Source organism: Mesorhizobium sp. dw_380 (genome assembly GCF_018588885.1).
In the GTDB taxonomy this organism is placed as follows: domain Bacteria; phylum Pseudomonadota; class Alphaproteobacteria; order Rhizobiales; family Rhizobiaceae; genus Mesorhizobium.
The window spans coordinates 1-16058 of the sequence record NZ_JAFFIW010000065.1 but is presented as its reverse complement, the minus strand read 5'-3'; the positions used below and the strand labels follow the sequence as shown (position 1 = coordinate 16058).

Sequence of the window (16058 nt, the reverse complement as noted above, 5' to 3'; positions counted from 1 at the left end):
CGGGGCGGACTCCGGGCCCCAGGGGGAGGGGAGCGGGCGCCCCCGGGGGCGGGGAAACCCCCGGGGCGGCGGCAAACCCCCGGGGCCCGGGGGGGCCGGTGCTGAGCGAAGGGGGCGGAGCGTGGCGGGAAGCGCGGGGGCTGTTAGTCGAGTCTTTTCGCTCTGCCGGGCGTGCCGGGGCAACGACAGTCTCGCTGGCGAGCCGGCCGGTGCTGTTCGCGCTGGCACGGACGCTCGCCGAAGCCTGGCCCGGCGATGTCTCGCGGGGCGAGCTCGTGGCGCGGGCCTTTGGCGGCAAGCATGCCGATGAATCGCACCGCGCGCGGCTGCGCGTCGAGATCGGGCGGCTGCGCGCCGAGCTTGGCGCATTGGCTGACATCAGCGCCACCAAGCGCGGTTTCACGCTGGCGCCACGCCAGGCGCGCGCGGTGATGGTGCTGGCGCGGCCGATCGAGGAGCGGCACGCGGCCGTGCTGGCCTTGCTCGCCGATGGCGAAGCCTGGTCGAGTTCGGCCCTGGCGCTGGCGCTCGGAACCGGGCAGCGCAGCGTGCAGCGGGCGCTCGAGCCGCTCGCCGAGGCCGGCAAGGTGCAGTCGTTCGGCCATGGCCGGGCGCGTCGCTGGATGACGCCGCCGGTGGCTGGATTCACGACCACCTTGTTACTCCCGGCGCCGCTGCCGAACGGCTAAGGTGTATCGATATTCAGGTGAGGCCGGCCTGCAAATGGCGGCTTCCTGCGCTTCCGGTGCTCACGTACTTTAGTACGCTCCGCTCCGGTTCTCGTAAGCCACCATTTTCGGCACGGCCTGACCTGAATATCGACACACCTTAGAACATGATCTCGAACCGAAGGATTGAGGACCAGACATGAAACACTCAGCTGCCGAAATCCTACGCGAATACGGACCCTTTCCGGGTGTGGAGCGGGTGCATGGGGTGAGTTTTGACGGCGAGAACGTCTGGTTTGCCTCGGGCGAAAAACTCAACGCCTTCGATCCGCAAAGCGGGCAGAAGCTGCGTTCGATCGATGTCGCGGCGCACGCCGGCACCGCCTATGACGGCCAGCACTTCTTCCAGCTCGCCAATGACCGCATCCAGAAGATCGATCCCGACACGGGCGCGGTTCTGGCCACCATTCCAGCACCGGGCGGCGGCGGCGACTCCGGGCTGACATGGGCTGAAGGCACGCTCTGGGTGGGGCAGTACCGGGAGCGCAAGATCCACCAGATCGATCCCGAGACCGGAAAAATCCTGCGCACTATCGAATCCAATCGCTTCGTCACCGGCGTGACCTGGGTGGAGGGCGAGCTGTGGCACGCCACCTGGGAGGGCGATGAAAGCGACCTGCGCCGCGTCGACCCGCAGACCGGCAAGGTTCTGGAAAAACTCGACATGCCTGCCGGCATCGGCGTCTCGGGGCTGGAATCCGATGGCGGCGACCGGCTCTTCTGCGGCAGCACATCCGCCGGAGTGGTGCGGGCTGTGCGCCGGCCGAAATGAGCCGGATTTCCTGATGGAGACATCAGGGCCGCCAGGTCGATCCCGCGAATTTGTCAGCCGGCGGCTGGCCGTTGCATCAGGTCGTGCCTAGATAGGCTGCGTTGGGCGACCGCCCGGACACTCTGCGCAAAGGACCTCCCCATGCCCGAACAAATCACGCTGAACGACGGCGCCGCCATTCCCCAGCTTGGCCTTGGCGTGTGGCAGGTCGATCGCGGCATCACCGCCGATGTGGTGGGCTGGGGGATCAAGACCGGCTACCGGCTGATCGACACCGCCGAGGGCTACCAGAACGAGGAAGGGGTCGGCGAGGCGATCCGGCGCGCCGATGTGCCGAGAAGCGAGCTGTTCATCACCTCGAAGCTGCGCAACGGCGCCCACCAGCGCGATGCCGCACTTCGCGCTTTCGACGACACGATGAAGAAACTCGGCATCGTGCAGATCGACCTGTTCCTGATCCACTGGCCTGTGCCCAGCCAGGACAAATATGTCGAGGCCTGGAACACCCTCGTTGAACTGAAGCAGGCCGGCCGGATCAAGTCGATCGGCGTTTCGAATTTCAACAAGGACCATCTGGAACGGATCATCGACGAAACCAGCGTGGTCCCGGTGGTCAACCAGATCGAACTGCATCCGCGCTTCCAGCAGCGCGAGCTCAGGCATTTCCATGCCCGGTACGGCATCCACGCCGAAAGCTGGAGCCCGCTGGGCAGCGGCCGGCTGCTCGCAGATCCGACCATTGCGGGGATTGCCCGCAAGCACGGCAAGTCCGCCGCGCAGACGATCATCCGCTGGCACCTCCAGCAAGGGCTGATCGTCATTCCGAAGTCGGTCCATCAGGACCGCATCGCGGCCAATTTCGATGTCTTCGATTTCGAACTGGACGGAGAGGACCTCGAGACGATCGCGGGCATGGATTCGGCTGACGGCCGCGACGGGCCGAACCCTGTAACGGCGTCGTTTATGTTTTGAGGTGAGGCAGCGGCGAAGCTGCCAATCTCCCCCCTCGTGGGGGAGATGCCCGGCAGGGCAGAGAGGGGCGCTGCCCCGCCGACCTATCAGTTAGTACTGCCTGCGATTGGAAATTGCCTTCGAAATCCCAGCCCTATCAATCTGCGCGCGCGAAGCTCATTCCAGAGCTTCAGCTCGGCTTCGGTCATGATCTTGCGCATCGATCGAGCGTTTGCGCGGTTTTGTGGAGATAATGGGGTGTGAGGCATGGCTGCTTTTTTTGGTTGACGCTGGCGCTCTACGGCGCCCCCCTCTGTCCTGCCGGACATCTCCCCCACAAGGGGGGAGATCGGCAGCTTCGGTCTTTTCGCTAAATCCCCGACCCGTCCAATTGCTGGGCGTCGTCGCCTTCCCAAGGCGCCGGCATCGTGCCGCCCCGGCTGAGGTTGGCCGAGGGTAGGGGCATCCAGCACTTCAGCTCCGGTTCGGCATATTCGACGACGCGGCCGGGCGAGGAATCCGATGCCCGCCAGCCTTCCCCCGCAAACTGGTCGCCGCGCGCCCAGTAGGCGAGGTCGACTTCCGCCGGCCCCTGCTCGGACGGGCGGACCGTGACCAGAATCCGGCTGCCGTCCTTGGGCGCCGTCGACATGTGGCGCCACCGTTCGGGCTCGTCCATCGCATTTCCTCCTCAAGGCGCTGCTGCACTTCAAGGTGGGAGTGTCGCCTCGCGTCCGGAGCCGGTCAACCCGAACTTTTCGTGGCAACGAGCCGCCGGCGTCCTTTGCCGCTAGCCGTGAATTGCCTGGCGATGGATCGCTGCCGTGGATATTGCTTGGTGACGCGATGGATTGTCGGATTCCGGCGGCCGCATCCGTCCTTGGCTTGCGGTCAACGCCGGAACGAAGAGGAGGCAGTTCGAGTGACGGGATCAAACCAGGCGTATCCAGCACCGGCCCGGGACATGAAGCTCTACTTCAGCCGCAATCCCAATCCTCGCCTCGGGGTCGCGGCGGCGCGGTATCTCAAGGCTGAATTGGCGTTTGAATTCGCGTCACCCATGGCGCCCGGGCAAGGCGAGCAGTACCTCAAGCTCAATCCCAATCTTTCCCTGCCGATACTGGCGTGGCCGGGCGGCAGCCTGTGGGAGGCGGACGCCATCGCCTGCCGGCTGTCGCGCGAGGCGCGTTCCGAATTCTGGCGCACCGGCGAGGACGAACCCGACATGATCCGCTGGCTGAGCTGGGGCAAGGAAAATTTCGTGCGGGCCTGCGACATGGTGCATTTCGAACGCGGCACCAAGCAGCGGTACGGGCTGGGGCCGATTGATCAGGAAAAGGTCAGCGAGGGGCTGCGTGAGTTCCTCAAGGCCGCAGCCATCCTCGAAGCGGAGCTTGCCCTCCGGCAATGGCTGGTCGGAACGTCGCTTTCCTATGCCGATTTCCGCATGGCGACCTTCCTCCCCTTCAATGATGTTGCCGGCCTGCCGCTCGACGACTATCCCGCGCTCTCGCGCTGGTATCGCCGGATCGAAGCCATCGACGCCTGGCGCGACCCTTTCGAGGGGCTGGACGCGCCGCCATTGCAGCCGGTGCCGGGGCAAGGTACGGAGGCTCGGTGACCTGAACGGTAGAACTGACGACCGGCGTATACACAAAGGGAACTTGAAAACGCCGGCCGCCATTTGGGGCGTTGGGGCGCATCACGTTGGGGCGCGATGCAAGGTCAGGCTAAGCCGGCGGCCGGCATCTTCAATCGGAACGCCGGCCTATGGTGAACAAGAGGTTACTATCCACAGGCTGTCGGCTCTATCAGCTGTCGTCGGTCGAAAACTGTTCGCCACCCGCCCGCTTCCGGTCGAAATAGCGGCGGATCGCCTCTCCCTCATCTGTGCGCAACACCGGCCTGCCGGCCATCGGTGCTCGACGGGCCGCGCCCGGGTTGGTAAGCCCCATGCCGCGCAGGAGACCTTTTTGAGTCGAGACATGACCGTTGCGATCGAGATGGGCCACACCACGGCGGGCGCCCCGGCAAACCTCGATCTTGAGGAGCTGCTGGCGACCCGCCTTCTGGTGCAGGGCAATTCGGGCTCCGGAAAGTCGCATCTTCTGCGCCGGCTGCTGGAGCAGAGCGCGCCCTGGGTGCAGCAGACCATCGTCGATCCCGAGGGCGACTTCGTGTCGCTGGGCGACCGCTACGGCCATCTGGTGATCGACGCCGAGGAGCATACCGAGCGTGGCCTGCAGGCCGCGGGCGAACGGGCGCGCATCCACCGCGTCTCCACCGTGCTCAACCTCGAAGGGCTCGATGCCGAGAACCAGATGCGGCGCGCCGCCGCCTTCCTCGGCGGGCTGTTCGAGGTCGCCCGCGACCACTGGTATCCGATGCTGGTGGTGGTGGACGAGGCGCAGCTGTTCGCGCCGGCTGTGGCCGGCGAGGTCTCCGACGAGGCACGTAAACTCTCGCTCGGCGCCATGACCAATCTGATGTGCCGTGGCCGCAAGCGCGGGCTGGCCGGCATTATAGCCACGCAGCGCTTGGCCAAGCTCGCCAAAAACGTCGCGGCGGAAGCCTCCAATTTCCTCATGGGCCGCACCTTCCTCGACATCGACATGGCGCGCGCCGCCGATCTGCTCGGCATGGAGCGGCGCCAGGCGGAGGCGTTTCGCGACCTGGAGCGCGGGCAGTTCATGGCGCTCGGACCGGCGCTGTCGCGCCGGCCGCTGGGGCTACGCATCGGCCCGACCGACACAAGCCCGCGCAACGGCACGCCGCGATTGATGGCGATGCCGGAGGCAGCGCTGGAGGATGCCCGTGCGATCATCCTGGCCGCGCCGCCACCCGAGACGGCGCGCGCGCCGCGCCGGGTGGCCTCGCCGGACCTGCTCGACCAGCTGATGGCGGCAAAGTCGGCGGCGCTGGAAATCCGCCCCGAACCGGCGGAGCCGCAAGTCAGCGCCGCGGATCTGGCGGAGCGGCGCGAGCGGGTCGACCGCGTGCTGCGCGCCATTCTTGCACAACCTGACGCAGGCTTCCGCGTGATCGGCGTGCTCTACCAGGAATTCGTGGTGCGCTGCCGCATCGAGGGCCTCGCCTCGGTGGTGCCGGACCTCGCCGAATTCCGCCGCATGCTGACGCGCGCCCGCGCCGGCCTCGGCTCCGACATGGCGGCGGGCGATGATGCCTGGCGGGACGTTTCGGTGCGTGCGTCGCTGTTGCCCGACGACATGCAGGGCGTGTTCATGATGATCGCGCGCGCGGCGAAGGAGGGCTGGCCGTGTCCGAGCGACGCCGCGATCGCGCGGGCCTATGGTTCGCATTCGCTGCGCCGCGCCCGGCGGCTCTTGACCTATATCGAGGAGCAGGGGCTCATCGTGTGCCAGCTCGACGGCACGGGGAAGCGCACCGTGACGCTGGTCGAACTCGCCTGGGCAACGGCGCCCGGCGACCCCAACGCCGAGGAGGCGGAGCAGGGGAGCCTGGCGCTATGAGGGACAGTCCGCCCGGCGGCGAGCGGATGTGCCTCAGGGCCTCAACTTCGTATCCAAGTTTTCTTCGATCAGTCCGCAATGAAGCGTTACAGGCTTTTTTTGGACATCGCTTAGTGGACCGTCGATGAAATCGCAGCCAAGCAGATTGTCCGAACTGCTCTTGCGCGCCGATGCAACGTTGACGTTGACCTTGGGAGGGCCAGCGAGCCAATCGAGACGCTTGGCATCGACTTTTGCGCCGCTGATGTGGGCATGGCCACCTGTGTGCGGGATCCCGACCTCTTCGTCCTGCGGAGCAAGACTGATTTGGCCGATCTCATTGGCGTGCTTCTGGGCGCTCCGCTTCGGATCGCCGTAATAGTCGGCGAAGACAACGATCTCCTCCTTCGTGGCCGCGAGCTTGGCAGCTGCCTTTTTGGAAAGCGTGACGTTGACGTCGAAGCCCATGTTGCCCTGAGCCGCGGCCTGTACTGCACATGCCAACAGCGCGGAAGCCGCAATCGTCATTGCAAACGATGATCCACAGCGTTTCACGTTCCACACTCCTTCGAGTCCCACCCGCGATGATGACGCCCCTTGCGTCCTTTCATGTCTGGCGCCGCGCCTTCCGCCGGCTTCGCATGCGACCATATCAGTGGTGTTGTGCGTCAATTCGTGGTCGGAACGGGGCAACTCATCGGGTCGCCGTCCTTGCCGCATTTCAGGTAGCCCTCGAAGTCCTTGACGCGGGATTGTGCCAGATCGTCCATGCACTGCGCGGTGAGCATCGGCATGACGCTTCCTCCGGCCGCTCCTGCGGTCTTGAAACCGCATTCCGCGTGGCGGAATTTGTCCCAATCCCGTTGAGCCTGAACGAGAAGCTTCTTGGTATCCGCGTCGTCCTTCAGGCGAGCTTCGATCTGCTGGTAGAGCTCATTGAGCTTCTTGTCGGATTTCTTGAACGCGGCATCGGCGCACGCGTTCAGGGCGGCCTGGTCCTTGGCGGCGTCGTAGCACTTGTCCTTGGCAAGGGCGAAAGCGGGCATGGTCAGAACCATGGCAATGGTCAGTATCGCCGTTTTCATCGATTGTCCTCCGTCTAAAAACTGCTGGGCCATCAATTGGAATCGTCGTCGTCCGAACTGTCATCGGCCGGCGTGTCGACGTCGCAGCCGAGGCCGTGGCATCCTTGGTAGTTGCCTTGCGTATCGAAATTCGGATTGCCTTGTTTGTCGTACTGCGGCCTGTCGTCGATACTTTGATCCCCGTCATCCGGATCGTCGACCTTGCACCCCAGCCCATGGCAGCCGATGTAGCGGCCACGCGCATCGAAGTTCGGATTGCCGTTCCTGTCGTATTGCGGCCGATCATCGATCATTCGATTTTTTTGCTGGGGCCGACCGACGTAGTCATCGGTGGTGCAACCGGCGACCGCCACCAAGGCAGTGGCGATGATCGCGTACGCTGTGAATTTCATGGTTCATTCCTCCGACTGGCTGGCGAGCACGATTGCCAAGGTGGATTTCCTTCTTGCTCTTGCCTGGTCTGATTGCTGATTGGCCCATCCGAGGGGGGCCAAAGCTTCGCCGGTCGTCGCAAAAGCCAAAGGCCATTCGACGATTTAGCCGCAGGCTCTCCAATCTCTTGCGATCAGGGAACGCTTCCCACGGGCCGCATCAGCGGATGTCGATTTCCCTTCCATGCTTAGCGCCCATCCGCCCAAGCACATGAGCAATCCGCAAAATCGGATGCTGTTGCCAAAAAAGCTGCATCCGAAGTCGGCTTGTGACAAGGAAAAAGTAGCATATCATCGGCTGAATTTTGCAAATGCTTAATAATATGGAAAATAACCTTGAGCACCAAACGGTGCCTTAGCAATTACTGAAATAGCTGCTCATAGCAAGATGAAAACAACATATAAATACAGTTTATTCCTTTGGCGTGCGACCTTACAAATATAATATCTTGTTGTTTAAAATTTATATCGGATCAAAGAAAATAATAAGATCGGATGCATTCTTTGAGCACAGGAAGGGGCCTGATGTATTGTCCGCATTTTTTCGTTCCAAGCCAGATCGTTGCACGCGCCCGAAAGAAATGCTGCCGGCGCGACAGGGTATGCGGAGCTGCCGCGTGCTGCAAAAGAGCCGATCAGGCCGTCCCGCACGTGCCTGAGAACGCTGCGCGAGGGCCTCGACTGGATTGAGATGCTGAGAGGGAAAGGATCGTCATGCGGATCTGGTGCGGACTAGCCTGCTCAGTCTTTCTGCTGCTGATGTTGTCATGGCCACAAGGTGCTGCCCAGGCGCAACAACCTTCCCAGCCCTTGAACGTCGGCCTCTTCGTCAACCCTCCCTTTGTCATGAAAGACAAGGGGCGGTTCACCGGCATGGCGGTTGATCTTTGGGAGGCACTTGCTGCCAAACTCGGCCGCCAATATCGCTACGTTCAGTTCGACACCATTCATGATCTCGTTCAGGCGACCGCCTCCGGCAAGATCGACGTAGCGGTGACCAATCTGACGATCAATCAATCCCGAGCCGAACTGCTCGATTTCACCCAGCCCTGGTTCGACGGCGGCATGCGGATCATGACCAGCACGGAACGGGGAAAGGGCTTCGGCAATCTGATCGCGGGTCTTAGCGATGCCGGCTTCCTGAAAGCCTATGCCTGGATCGCCCTGATCATCGTGGCTGCCACGGTCCTTCTCACCGTCTTCGATCGCCGGTTTGACGAGGCTTTCCCCAAGCGGTGGCGCGACGGCTTTGCCGAGAGCTTCTATACCGTGATGTCGGTCGCGACATCCGGCAAGTCGCCTTCGCGAAAAAACCTGTTCGGCTGGGCCGGCCGGATCTGGCAAGGGCTGTGGCTGGTCTGTGGTATCGCCGTGCTCGCCTATGTCACCTCGTCGGTGACGAGCGTGATGACGACGCTCTCCCTGACAAACAAGATCAATGGCCTCGCCGATCTGACCGATAAGCCGGTCGGTGTGCTGACAGGCACCGTCGAGGAGGATTTTGCCAGGCAAAAGGGGCTTCAAACCCTGACCTATGCCGGGCTCGATCGCGCCGTCGAAGGTCTGGTGAATGGCGACGTGAATGCAGTCATCGCCGATGCACCCGTTCTCGAATACCACGCCTACACTCATCGCGACCTACCGGTGAAGGTAGTCGGGCCTCTGTTCGAACCTGACAAGTACGGCTTCGCACTTCCGCGTCAGAGCCTCTTGACCCGCCCGCTAACAATAGAACTGCTTGGCGCCCATGATACGGGCGAGATCGACGATCTGCGGACCAGGTATTTTGGGTCGGACAAATGATTTGGGGGGTTGCCGACGCGAGCATCGGGCGTTGGCTCTGAGATAGGTGATGCGGCGGTGCATGCGTTTCGTCAGCTGAAGACGGCTCTACTGGATGGCGATGATGCCGTCGATGGCCCGCCATTCCGAAGGCCGGATCAGCCGGTGGTGGGCGACGCGAACCGAGTGCAGCGGGCCCTCGAGTTCGCGTTCCCAGTAGGATAAAAACCCGTGGAGTTCGGGAAAGTCGGGCGCAAGGTCGTAGTCCTGCCAGATATAGAGCTGAAGCAGGCTCGGATGATCGGGCAGATGATAATGAATCTCCGCCGTGGTCAGGCCATAGCCTTCCATCTGGAGGCGGAATTCCTTGCTGACGCTTGCGACCATTCGTTTCTCCTTTCCTGTCTGGGATCAGGCACCCAGCCTGTCGAAGAGGTGGGTGAACTCGCCGGCTGCCTGACGTGGCGCCGAGACGTCGCCGTCGAGCTTGAACAACGCATCCATGATCTGGTCGAACGACACGGGCTGGCTGGCGCCCGGCGGTTGGCGCAGCGCCGGCATGGAATGGACGGCGCAGGCATCCGACGCCCAGGAAGACAGGATGGCGCGCTTTTCCTGCAGGTCGAGCGTTTCGTCGCTCAGCACCTCGTCGGGATGGTTGAAATGGCTGGCCGGCCGGAGCAGGCGGTCAAGCGCAAGGTCGGATGTGTCGGCGGCCGGGGTGGAAGTGATCGGTGAAAAACTCTGTCGTTCCATCGATGTGCTCCGTCTACAAACAACTCCTTGAGAGGGTAAGCGGTTCCGGCGCGCGCGATGGCGCCGGCGGGGGATAATTTGTGGACGGTGTCGGAAAATTCAAGCGGCAGCGCCAGCGCGAAATAAGCCGCGTTAACAGGCCGTTGGCACTCGCGGTGTGTGAGTGCCAAAATTTTTTGGCCGAGCTCTTGAAAGCAAAAAAAGCAAAACTAGCTCGATATGCGCGCGCGATGCCTGAACAAGGGTCGCAGCGTCCCGCGCCGCTCCGATATTGCCGGTCCGGCGCGGAGGAAAACATGTTTGTCCACAAGGAGAACGAAATGGCGTTCCGTCCATTGCATGACCGTATCCTGGTCCGCCGCGTCGAAGCCGAGGAAAAGACCGCGGGCGGCATCATCATTCCCGACACCGCCAAGGAGAAGCCGCAGGAAGGCGAGGTGCTCGCCGTCGGTCCCGGCGCGCGCGACGACAGCGGCAAGCTGACCGAGCTCGACGTCAAGGTCGGCGACCGCATCCTGTTCGGCAAATGGTCCGGCACCGAAATCCGGCTCGATGGCCAGGATCTGCTCATCATGAAGGAAAGCGACGTGATGGGCGTGATCGAGCAGGGCGCGCAAGTGAAGAAGGCCGCCTGACGGCCTGGATGAAGGAGTGATCCAATGGCTGCCAAAGAGGTGAAGTTCCATACCGAGGCGCGCGAGAAGATGCTGCGCGGCGTCGATATCCTCGCCAATGCGGTGAAGGTGACGCTCGGCCCCAAGGGGCGCAACGTGGTGATCGACAAGCCGTTCGGCGCGCCTCGCATCACCAAGGACGGCGTCACCGTCGCCAAGGAGATCGAGCTCGAGGACAAGTTCGAGAACATGGGCGCGCAGATGGTGCGCGAAGTGGCGTCCAAGACCAGTGACATTGCCGGCGACGGCACCACGACGGCGACCGTTCTTGCCCAGGCGATCGTCAGGGAAGGCGCCAAGGCGGTTGCCTCGGGCATGAACCCGATGGACCTGAAGCGCGGCATCGACAAGGCCGTGGAAGCAGTGGTGGCGGAGCTGAAGGCCAATGCCCGCGATGTAACCAGGAACGACGAGATCGCGCAGGTCGCCACCATCTCGGCCAATGGCGATGCCGAGATCGGCCGCTTCCTCGCCGAGGCGATGGAGAAGGTCGGCAATGAAGGGGTGATCACCGTCGAGGAGGCCAAGACCGCCGTGACCGAACTCGAAGTCGTCGAAGGCATGCAGTTCGACCGCGGTTATCTCAGCCCCTATTTCATCACCAACCAGGACAAGATGCGCGTGGAGCTCGAGGAGCCCTATGTGCTGATCCATGAGAAGAAGCTCTCCAACCTGCAGGCGCTGCTTCCGGTGCTGGAAACCGTGGTGCAGTCGAGCAAGCCGCTGCTGATCATCGCCGAGGATGTCGAGGGCGAGGCGCTCGCCACGCTGGTGGTCAACAAGCTGCGCGGCGGCCTCAAGGTCGCGGCCGTCAAGGCGCCCGGCTTCGGCGACCGCCGCAAGGCCATGCTGGAGGACATCGCCATCCTCACCGGTGGCCAGGTCATCGCGGAAGACCTCGGCATCAAGCTGGAGAATGTGACGCTGCAGATGCTGGGCCGCGCCAAGAAGGTGGTGGTCGAGAAGGAGAACACCACCATCGTCGACGGTTTCGGTAGCAAGGAGGAGATCCAGGGCCGCGTCGCGCAGATCAAGGCGCAGATCGAGGAGACCACCTCCGACTATGACCGCGAGAAGCTGCAGGAGCGCTTGGCCAAGCTTGCCGGCGGCGTCGCGGTGATCCGCGTCGGCGGCTCGACCGAGGTCGAGGTCAGGGAGCGCAAGGACCGCGTAGACGACGCGCTCCATGCCACGCGAGCGGCCGTCGAGGAAGGCGTGCTGCCCGGCGGCGGCGTCGCGCTGCTGCGGGCCGCCAGGGCGCTCGATGCCATCCAGGCCGACAATGCCGACCAGAAGACCGGCATCGAGATCGTGCGCCGCGCGATCGAAACGCCGGTTCGCCAGATCGCCGAGAATGCCGGCGCCGAAGGCTCGATCATTGTCGGCAAGCTGCGCGAGACGAGCGAGTTCGGATGGGGCTGGAATGCCCAGACCAATGAGTTCGGCGATCTCTACAGCCAGGGCGTGATCGACCCTGCCAAGGTGGTGCGCACGGCGCTGCAGGACGCCGCTTCCGTCGCCGGCCTGCTGGTGACCACCGAGGCGATGGTGGCCGAAAAGCCGAAGAAGGAAGCCGCCACCCCGGCGATGCCCGCCGGCCCCGGCATGGACTTCTGAGGTCCCAGAAAGACCGCCCGCTCCCGACTAGTCCTACTAAGGGAGCGGGCATCAGGTGAAACAGAGCGGAGGTAAACATGGATGCAATGGCTGGCCTCGGGCCCGTACCGGCGCCGACACATCAGGCAAAGGAGTTCCTGGCCTATGAAAACGAATGCCGCAGCGTGCTGCAGCCGCAGCTCGCAGGGCTGCTCGACATGGCCGAAGCCGCCGGCTGGAACCGGCGCACCGCTGCCTCGGCGCTGATGTTCCTGGCCGCGCAGCAGGTATCGGCAGCCTCCGGGACATCCGCCGGCGGCTGAACGCAGCGGCACCGGTGGTTTCTTCGGCCCCTTCCGGGCCCTGCACAATTGAGAGGACGCACAGGCCATGAATCGCGGGCAGTTTGAAGAACCGGTCACCCTTCTGGTCGGAATGGGCTTTCCGGTGAGGATCGCGAATGTGATGGAAGCCTACGCCCTGTTGCAGGACTGGCCCGCCGCCGGCCGCAACGGCGCCCACGCCGTCGCGCTCAATGCCTGCAAGGCCGGCATTGCCGCCGAGATCGACCCCGAAACTGTGCGGGCGACGCTGGTCACCTTCGCACGGCGCAACGAAATATTGGTGGCGGACATGGTTACGCCGGCCGCGGCGGTGGGCGATGCGCCGCGTGCGGGCGAACTCGCGGATTGACCATACGGCCCGCCGCTCGGTTTCCGCGCCAAGCGGCGGGCACTGCCTTTGTGGAACCAAGCGATGGGCACGCAGGTTGAATCGGCTTCGATTCCCGATGCGAGGCCACGTCATGAGCATCCTGCAAAGCATGAAGAAAGCAGCCGAACAGCTAACCGGTGCTGCAAGACCGGACAGGCAAGAGGCGGCCGATCTTGTCAGGCCGCGAAACCCGAATGAATTCAGGTTCAGGGATGATAGCCTGGTGCCCAACCATCCGTCCTGGCCGCTTGTCATCTATCGCGGCGCCGTGCGGCTGCCGCAAGACTTCGATCCCGCGGCGATCATGGAGGCGCTTTTCGGCGCCAATGGCTGGGGCGACAGCTGGCGCGACGGCATCTACGACTACGTTCATTACCATTCGCGCATCCACGAAGTGCTCGGCGTCGCGCGCGGCACGGCAAAAGTCCAGTTCGGCGGCAAGAAGGGACGAACGCTGGCGCTGAAGGCCGGCGACGTCGCGGTTCTCCCGGCCGGCACCGGACACCAGCGGATCTCGGCGTCCGGCGACTTCCTGGTGGTTGGCGCCTATCCCGCATCCGGCACCTATGACGTATGCACGACCGCCGCCGACCACGCCAAGGCGGTCGAGACGATCCCCAGGGTCGACCGCCCGCGAAAGGATCCTGTCTATGGAAGTGAGGGCCCGCTGCTGGCGGCGTGGAAGAAAGACTAAGGCGGTTTCAGCGAAGGCCTATGGGCGCCGCCATGGGCGTGCGTCAGCCTGCCGTCGCGACGCCCGCGTGATGGCTTCCCAATTGCCAGAAGGGCAGGGGGAACCGCCCGCGCTGCACTTCGAGGAGGCGGAAGCCCGCCGCATGGATCATCTGGAGCGGGTCGCGGTTGAGGTGGCAGCCGCCGGCGATCGATCCCCACAGCCGGTTCAGGCGTTCCTGCCACCGGCGGCACCACGGCGCCTCGGCCTGGCCGTGCTCGATGAAGATCAGCCGGCCTGTCGGCTTCAGGATGCGCCGGATTTCACTCAGCGCCGCCTGCGGGTCCGGAATGGTGCAGAAGGCATAGGTGACGACGACCGTGTCGGCGAAGCGATCGGCCAATGGCAGGCTTTCGCCGCCGGCCCGGACGCATTCGACGGCGAACGGCAAGGCACGGCTCTTCGGTGCGGCGAGGCCGAGCATGGTGCCGTCGGGATCGACGCCGATCAGCCGCTCCACCCTGGCGGCATCATAATAGGGAAGGTTGAGACCGGAGCCGAAGCCGACTTCGACGACGACACCTTCCGCCAGCGGGATCACGCGCCTGCGCATTCGCGCGAAGGCGCCGGCCGAACAGCCGGCGTGGACAAGGTAAGGCGCGATGCAGCGGGCGTACCAGGAGAGACAGGTCTGGCACATGGCTCAGCCTCCGTGCCGTGTGTTGACGGCACCGGCGGGCGCGCTGCTCCGGGCAAGACGTTCTGATGTGCAATGGCTTGATGTATTGACCCGTGACATTTCTCGCTCCAAGGGAGTTGCTGATCGGGCCCGATCGGTCCGAATTCGCGGGGATGGATAGAAGGCCGGCGTCCCCTCAACGTCCTCTCAAAACCTTGCGCGGCCGCGTGCGGATCGATGGAGCGGATACAACTCAGGCTTCTGGGCTTTCCGGAGTTCCGTCTGGACGGGCAACGGATAGAGCTTGCCCTGCGCAAGGCGGCGGCGCTCGTCATCATCCTCGCCGAGGCCGGCGGGCCGGTGGCGCGCGATGTCGCCGCCACGCTGCTGTGGCCCGAAGCCGATGCGGAGGCCGCCCGCGCCCGCCTGCGGCGCACACTGTACAGGATCCGTATCGCCTTCGGCGAGGAGATCATATCAGCCACCGCGGCATCGCTCAGCCTGAGCCCGGCGCTCTCTGTCGAAGCCGATTCGAGCGCCTTCGAGCGTGCCTGCGATGCCGGTCCGCTCGACGCGGCGGCCGACCTCTACAGAGGCGACTATCTCGCCGGTTTCTCCCTGCCGGATTGTCCTGAGTTCGAGGAATGGGTGTTCTTCCGGCGCGAGGCCTTGCGCAGCCGGCTGCTCCAGGTGCTGGAGCGGCTGGTCGAGGCCAGGATCGCCGGCGGCGATGCGCGCAGTGCGGTGCTGCACGCGGCGCGGCTCGCGGCGCTCGATCCGTTGAGCGAAAGCGCGCATCGCCACCTGATCCGCGCCCATCTGGCGGCCGGCGACAAAGCGGCGGCCGAGCGCCAGGGCGAAACCTGTGTACGGCTGCTGCGCGACGAACTCGGTGTGGCGCCGGACCCTGCCACGCTCGCTCTGCTGCGCGCGCCGACGCATGATGGCGAACTGCCGAGGACCCGCTATGTCGAGGTGGACGGCATCCACATCGCCTACCAGACCATCGGCAGCGGCCCCAGGGATATCGTGCTTGTCCCCGGCTTCATCTCGCATGTCGAGCGGATCTGGGAAGACAGGAGCTGCCGCGCATGGCTTGACGCTGTGTCGCGGCTTGGCCGGCTGATCCTGTTCGACCGGCGCGGCATGGGCCTGTCCGACCGCGTCGGCGCCCGCCCGACCGTGGAGGCGACGGCGCGGGACATCCTGGCGGTGATGAACGCGGCCGGCAGCCGCCGCGCTTTGCTCGTCGGCGCCTCGGAGGGCGGGCCGGGCTGCATCCGCTTTGCCGTCGACCACCCCGACCGCCTGACCGGCCTGGTTCTGTGGGGTTCGCTGGCCAAAGGCAGCCACGCGCCCGACTATCCCTTCGCGCTCACATCAGCGCAATACGACCTCTGGCAGCAGCGCCTGCTCGCTGGCTGGGGCGGCCCGGCGGAAATCGAAACCTTCGCGCCGAGCGTCGCCTCAGACCGTCAGGCGCGGGCCTGGTGGGCCGGCCTGCTGAGAGCCGCCTCCAGCCCCGGCGCGGTGGCCGGCCTGCTGCAGGCACTGCGCGATGCCGATGTGCGTCCGCTGCTGTCAAAAGTCTCGGCCCCGACGCTTGTATTGCACCGCACCGGCGACCGCGCCGTTCGCGGGGGGGGGGGGGGGGGGTGGGGGGGGGGGGGGGGGGGGGGGGGGGGGGTGGGGGGGGGGGGGGGGGGGGGGGGGGGCGGGGGGGGGGGGGGGGGGGGGGGGGGGGGGG

Annotated in this window: 19 protein-coding genes and 1 pseudogene; 12 read left to right on the top strand and 8 right to left on the bottom strand. The window is 64.6% G+C overall.

Going from position 1 to position 16058, the window contains the following annotated elements; translation table 11 throughout:
* From JT360_RS31475 to JT360_RS31465, 3 genes and pseudogenes are all read left to right on the top strand, one after another.
* Positions 1-689 (top strand): annotated as a pseudogene (locus tag JT360_RS31475) (helix-turn-helix domain-containing protein); the annotation flags it as partial.
* A 178-nt stretch (positions 690-867) separates the two neighbouring features.
* Positions 868-1500 (top strand): Vgb family protein, encoded by a 633-nt coding sequence (locus JT360_RS31470; RefSeq protein ID WP_214477094.1) that lies wholly within the window; start codon positions 868-870, stop codon positions 1498-1500.
* A gap of 141 nt (positions 1501-1641) precedes the next feature.
* Positions 1642-2472: an aldo/keto reductase gene (locus JT360_RS31465; RefSeq protein ID WP_214477093.1), complete on the top strand. Its 831-nt coding sequence runs from the start codon at positions 1642-1644 to the stop codon at positions 2470-2472.
* A gap of 86 nt (positions 2473-2558) precedes the next feature.
* Here the strand turns inward: JT360_RS31465 and JT360_RS34285 are convergent, their stop codons facing one another.
* Positions 2559-2660, bottom strand: a complete 102-nt coding sequence (locus JT360_RS34285) for a DUF559 domain-containing protein (protein ID WP_502845501.1) — start codon at positions 2658-2660, stop codon at positions 2559-2561.
* Between the two features lie 161 nt (positions 2661-2821).
* Positions 2822-3130 carry a hypothetical protein gene (locus tag JT360_RS31455; RefSeq protein ID WP_214477091.1) on the bottom strand — a complete coding sequence of 103 codons (309 nt, stop codon included), beginning with the start codon at positions 3128-3130 and terminating at the stop codon, positions 2822-2824.
* A 285-nt stretch (positions 3131-3415) separates the two neighbouring features.
* On the opposite strand from JT360_RS31455, the gene JT360_RS31450 reads away from it, so the two are divergent.
* Both JT360_RS31450 and JT360_RS31445 read left to right on the top strand, forming a co-directional pair.
* A complete protein-coding gene (locus JT360_RS31450; RefSeq protein WP_214477101.1) occupies positions 3416-4072 on the top strand; it encodes a glutathione S-transferase family protein in 657 nt (218 codons plus the stop codon).
* A gap of 364 nt (positions 4073-4436) precedes the next feature.
* Positions 4437-5942, top strand: a complete 1506-nt coding sequence (locus tag JT360_RS31445) for a helicase HerA domain-containing protein (protein ID WP_214477089.1) — start codon at positions 4437-4439, stop codon at positions 5940-5942.
* Positions 5943-5975: 33 nt separating this feature from the next.
* Here the strand turns inward: JT360_RS31445 and JT360_RS31440 are convergent, their stop codons facing one another.
* The 3 genes from JT360_RS31440 to JT360_RS31430 form a co-directional block, all read right to left on the bottom strand.
* A complete protein-coding gene (locus JT360_RS31440) occupies positions 5976-6449 on the bottom strand; it encodes a hypothetical protein (RefSeq protein ID WP_214477087.1) in 474 nt (157 codons plus the stop codon).
* Between the two features lie 140 nt (positions 6450-6589).
* Complete coding sequence (locus JT360_RS31435) at positions 6590-7039, bottom strand: lysozyme inhibitor LprI family protein (RefSeq protein WP_352128866.1); 450 nt, start codon at positions 7037-7039, stop codon at positions 6590-6592.
* Entirely contained in the window at positions 7039-7398 is a 360-nt protein-coding gene (locus JT360_RS31430) for a YgdI/YgdR family lipoprotein (RefSeq protein ID WP_214477085.1), read from the bottom strand. The genes JT360_RS31435 and JT360_RS31430 overlap by 1 nt, the downstream gene beginning before the upstream one ends.
* A gap of 753 nt (positions 7399-8151) precedes the next feature.
* Between JT360_RS31430 and JT360_RS31425 the strand changes: the two genes are divergently transcribed.
* Positions 8152-9240, top strand: coding sequence for a transporter substrate-binding domain-containing protein (locus JT360_RS31425; RefSeq protein WP_214477082.1), 1089 nt, complete (start codon positions 8152-8154; stop codon positions 9238-9240).
* A gap of 87 nt (positions 9241-9327) precedes the next feature.
* Here the strand turns inward: JT360_RS31425 and JT360_RS31420 are convergent, their stop codons facing one another.
* Both JT360_RS31420 and JT360_RS31415 read right to left on the bottom strand, forming a co-directional pair.
* Positions 9328-9606, bottom strand: a complete 279-nt coding sequence (locus JT360_RS31420; protein WP_214477080.1) for an usg protein — start codon at positions 9604-9606, stop codon at positions 9328-9330.
* A 24-nt stretch (positions 9607-9630) separates the two neighbouring features.
* Positions 9631-9975 carry a hypothetical protein gene (locus tag JT360_RS31415; RefSeq protein WP_214477078.1) on the bottom strand — a complete coding sequence of 115 codons (345 nt, stop codon included), beginning with the start codon at positions 9973-9975 and terminating at the stop codon, positions 9631-9633.
* 320 nt (positions 9976-10295) lie between these two features.
* Here JT360_RS31415 and JT360_RS31410 point away from each other — a divergent pair, with 320 nt between their 5' ends.
* From JT360_RS31410 to JT360_RS31390, 5 genes are all read left to right on the top strand, one after another.
* Positions 10296-10610, top strand: a complete 315-nt coding sequence (locus JT360_RS31410; protein ID WP_214477097.1) for a co-chaperone GroES — start codon at positions 10296-10298, stop codon at positions 10608-10610.
* Between the two features lie 24 nt (positions 10611-10634).
* Positions 10635-12266, top strand: a complete 1632-nt coding sequence (groL, locus tag JT360_RS31405) for a chaperonin GroEL (protein ID WP_214477076.1) — start codon at positions 10635-10637, stop codon at positions 12264-12266.
* Positions 12267-12343: 77 nt separating this feature from the next.
* Positions 12344-12568: a hypothetical protein gene (locus JT360_RS31400; protein ID WP_214477074.1), complete on the top strand. Its 225-nt coding sequence runs from the start codon at positions 12344-12346 to the stop codon at positions 12566-12568.
* Between the two features lie 67 nt (positions 12569-12635).
* Entirely contained in the window at positions 12636-12938 is a 303-nt protein-coding gene (locus tag JT360_RS31395) for a DUF982 domain-containing protein (protein ID WP_214477072.1), read from the top strand.
* A 112-nt stretch (positions 12939-13050) separates the two neighbouring features.
* A complete protein-coding gene (locus JT360_RS31390; protein WP_214477070.1) occupies positions 13051-13653 on the top strand; it encodes a cupin domain-containing protein in 603 nt (200 codons plus the stop codon).
* A gap of 43 nt (positions 13654-13696) precedes the next feature.
* Here JT360_RS31390 and JT360_RS31385 read toward each other — a convergent pair whose 3' ends face one another.
* Positions 13697-14332 (bottom strand): class I SAM-dependent methyltransferase, encoded by a 636-nt coding sequence (locus JT360_RS31385; RefSeq protein ID WP_214477068.1) that lies wholly within the window; start codon positions 14330-14332, stop codon positions 13697-13699.
* Between the two features lie 216 nt (positions 14333-14548).
* Between JT360_RS31385 and JT360_RS31380 the strand changes: the two genes are divergently transcribed.
* Positions 14549-16058: bifunctional AfsR/SARP family transcriptional regulator/alpha/beta hydrolase (locus tag JT360_RS31380; RefSeq protein ID WP_250889202.1), on the top strand; the 1510-nt coding region annotated here is incomplete at its 3' end.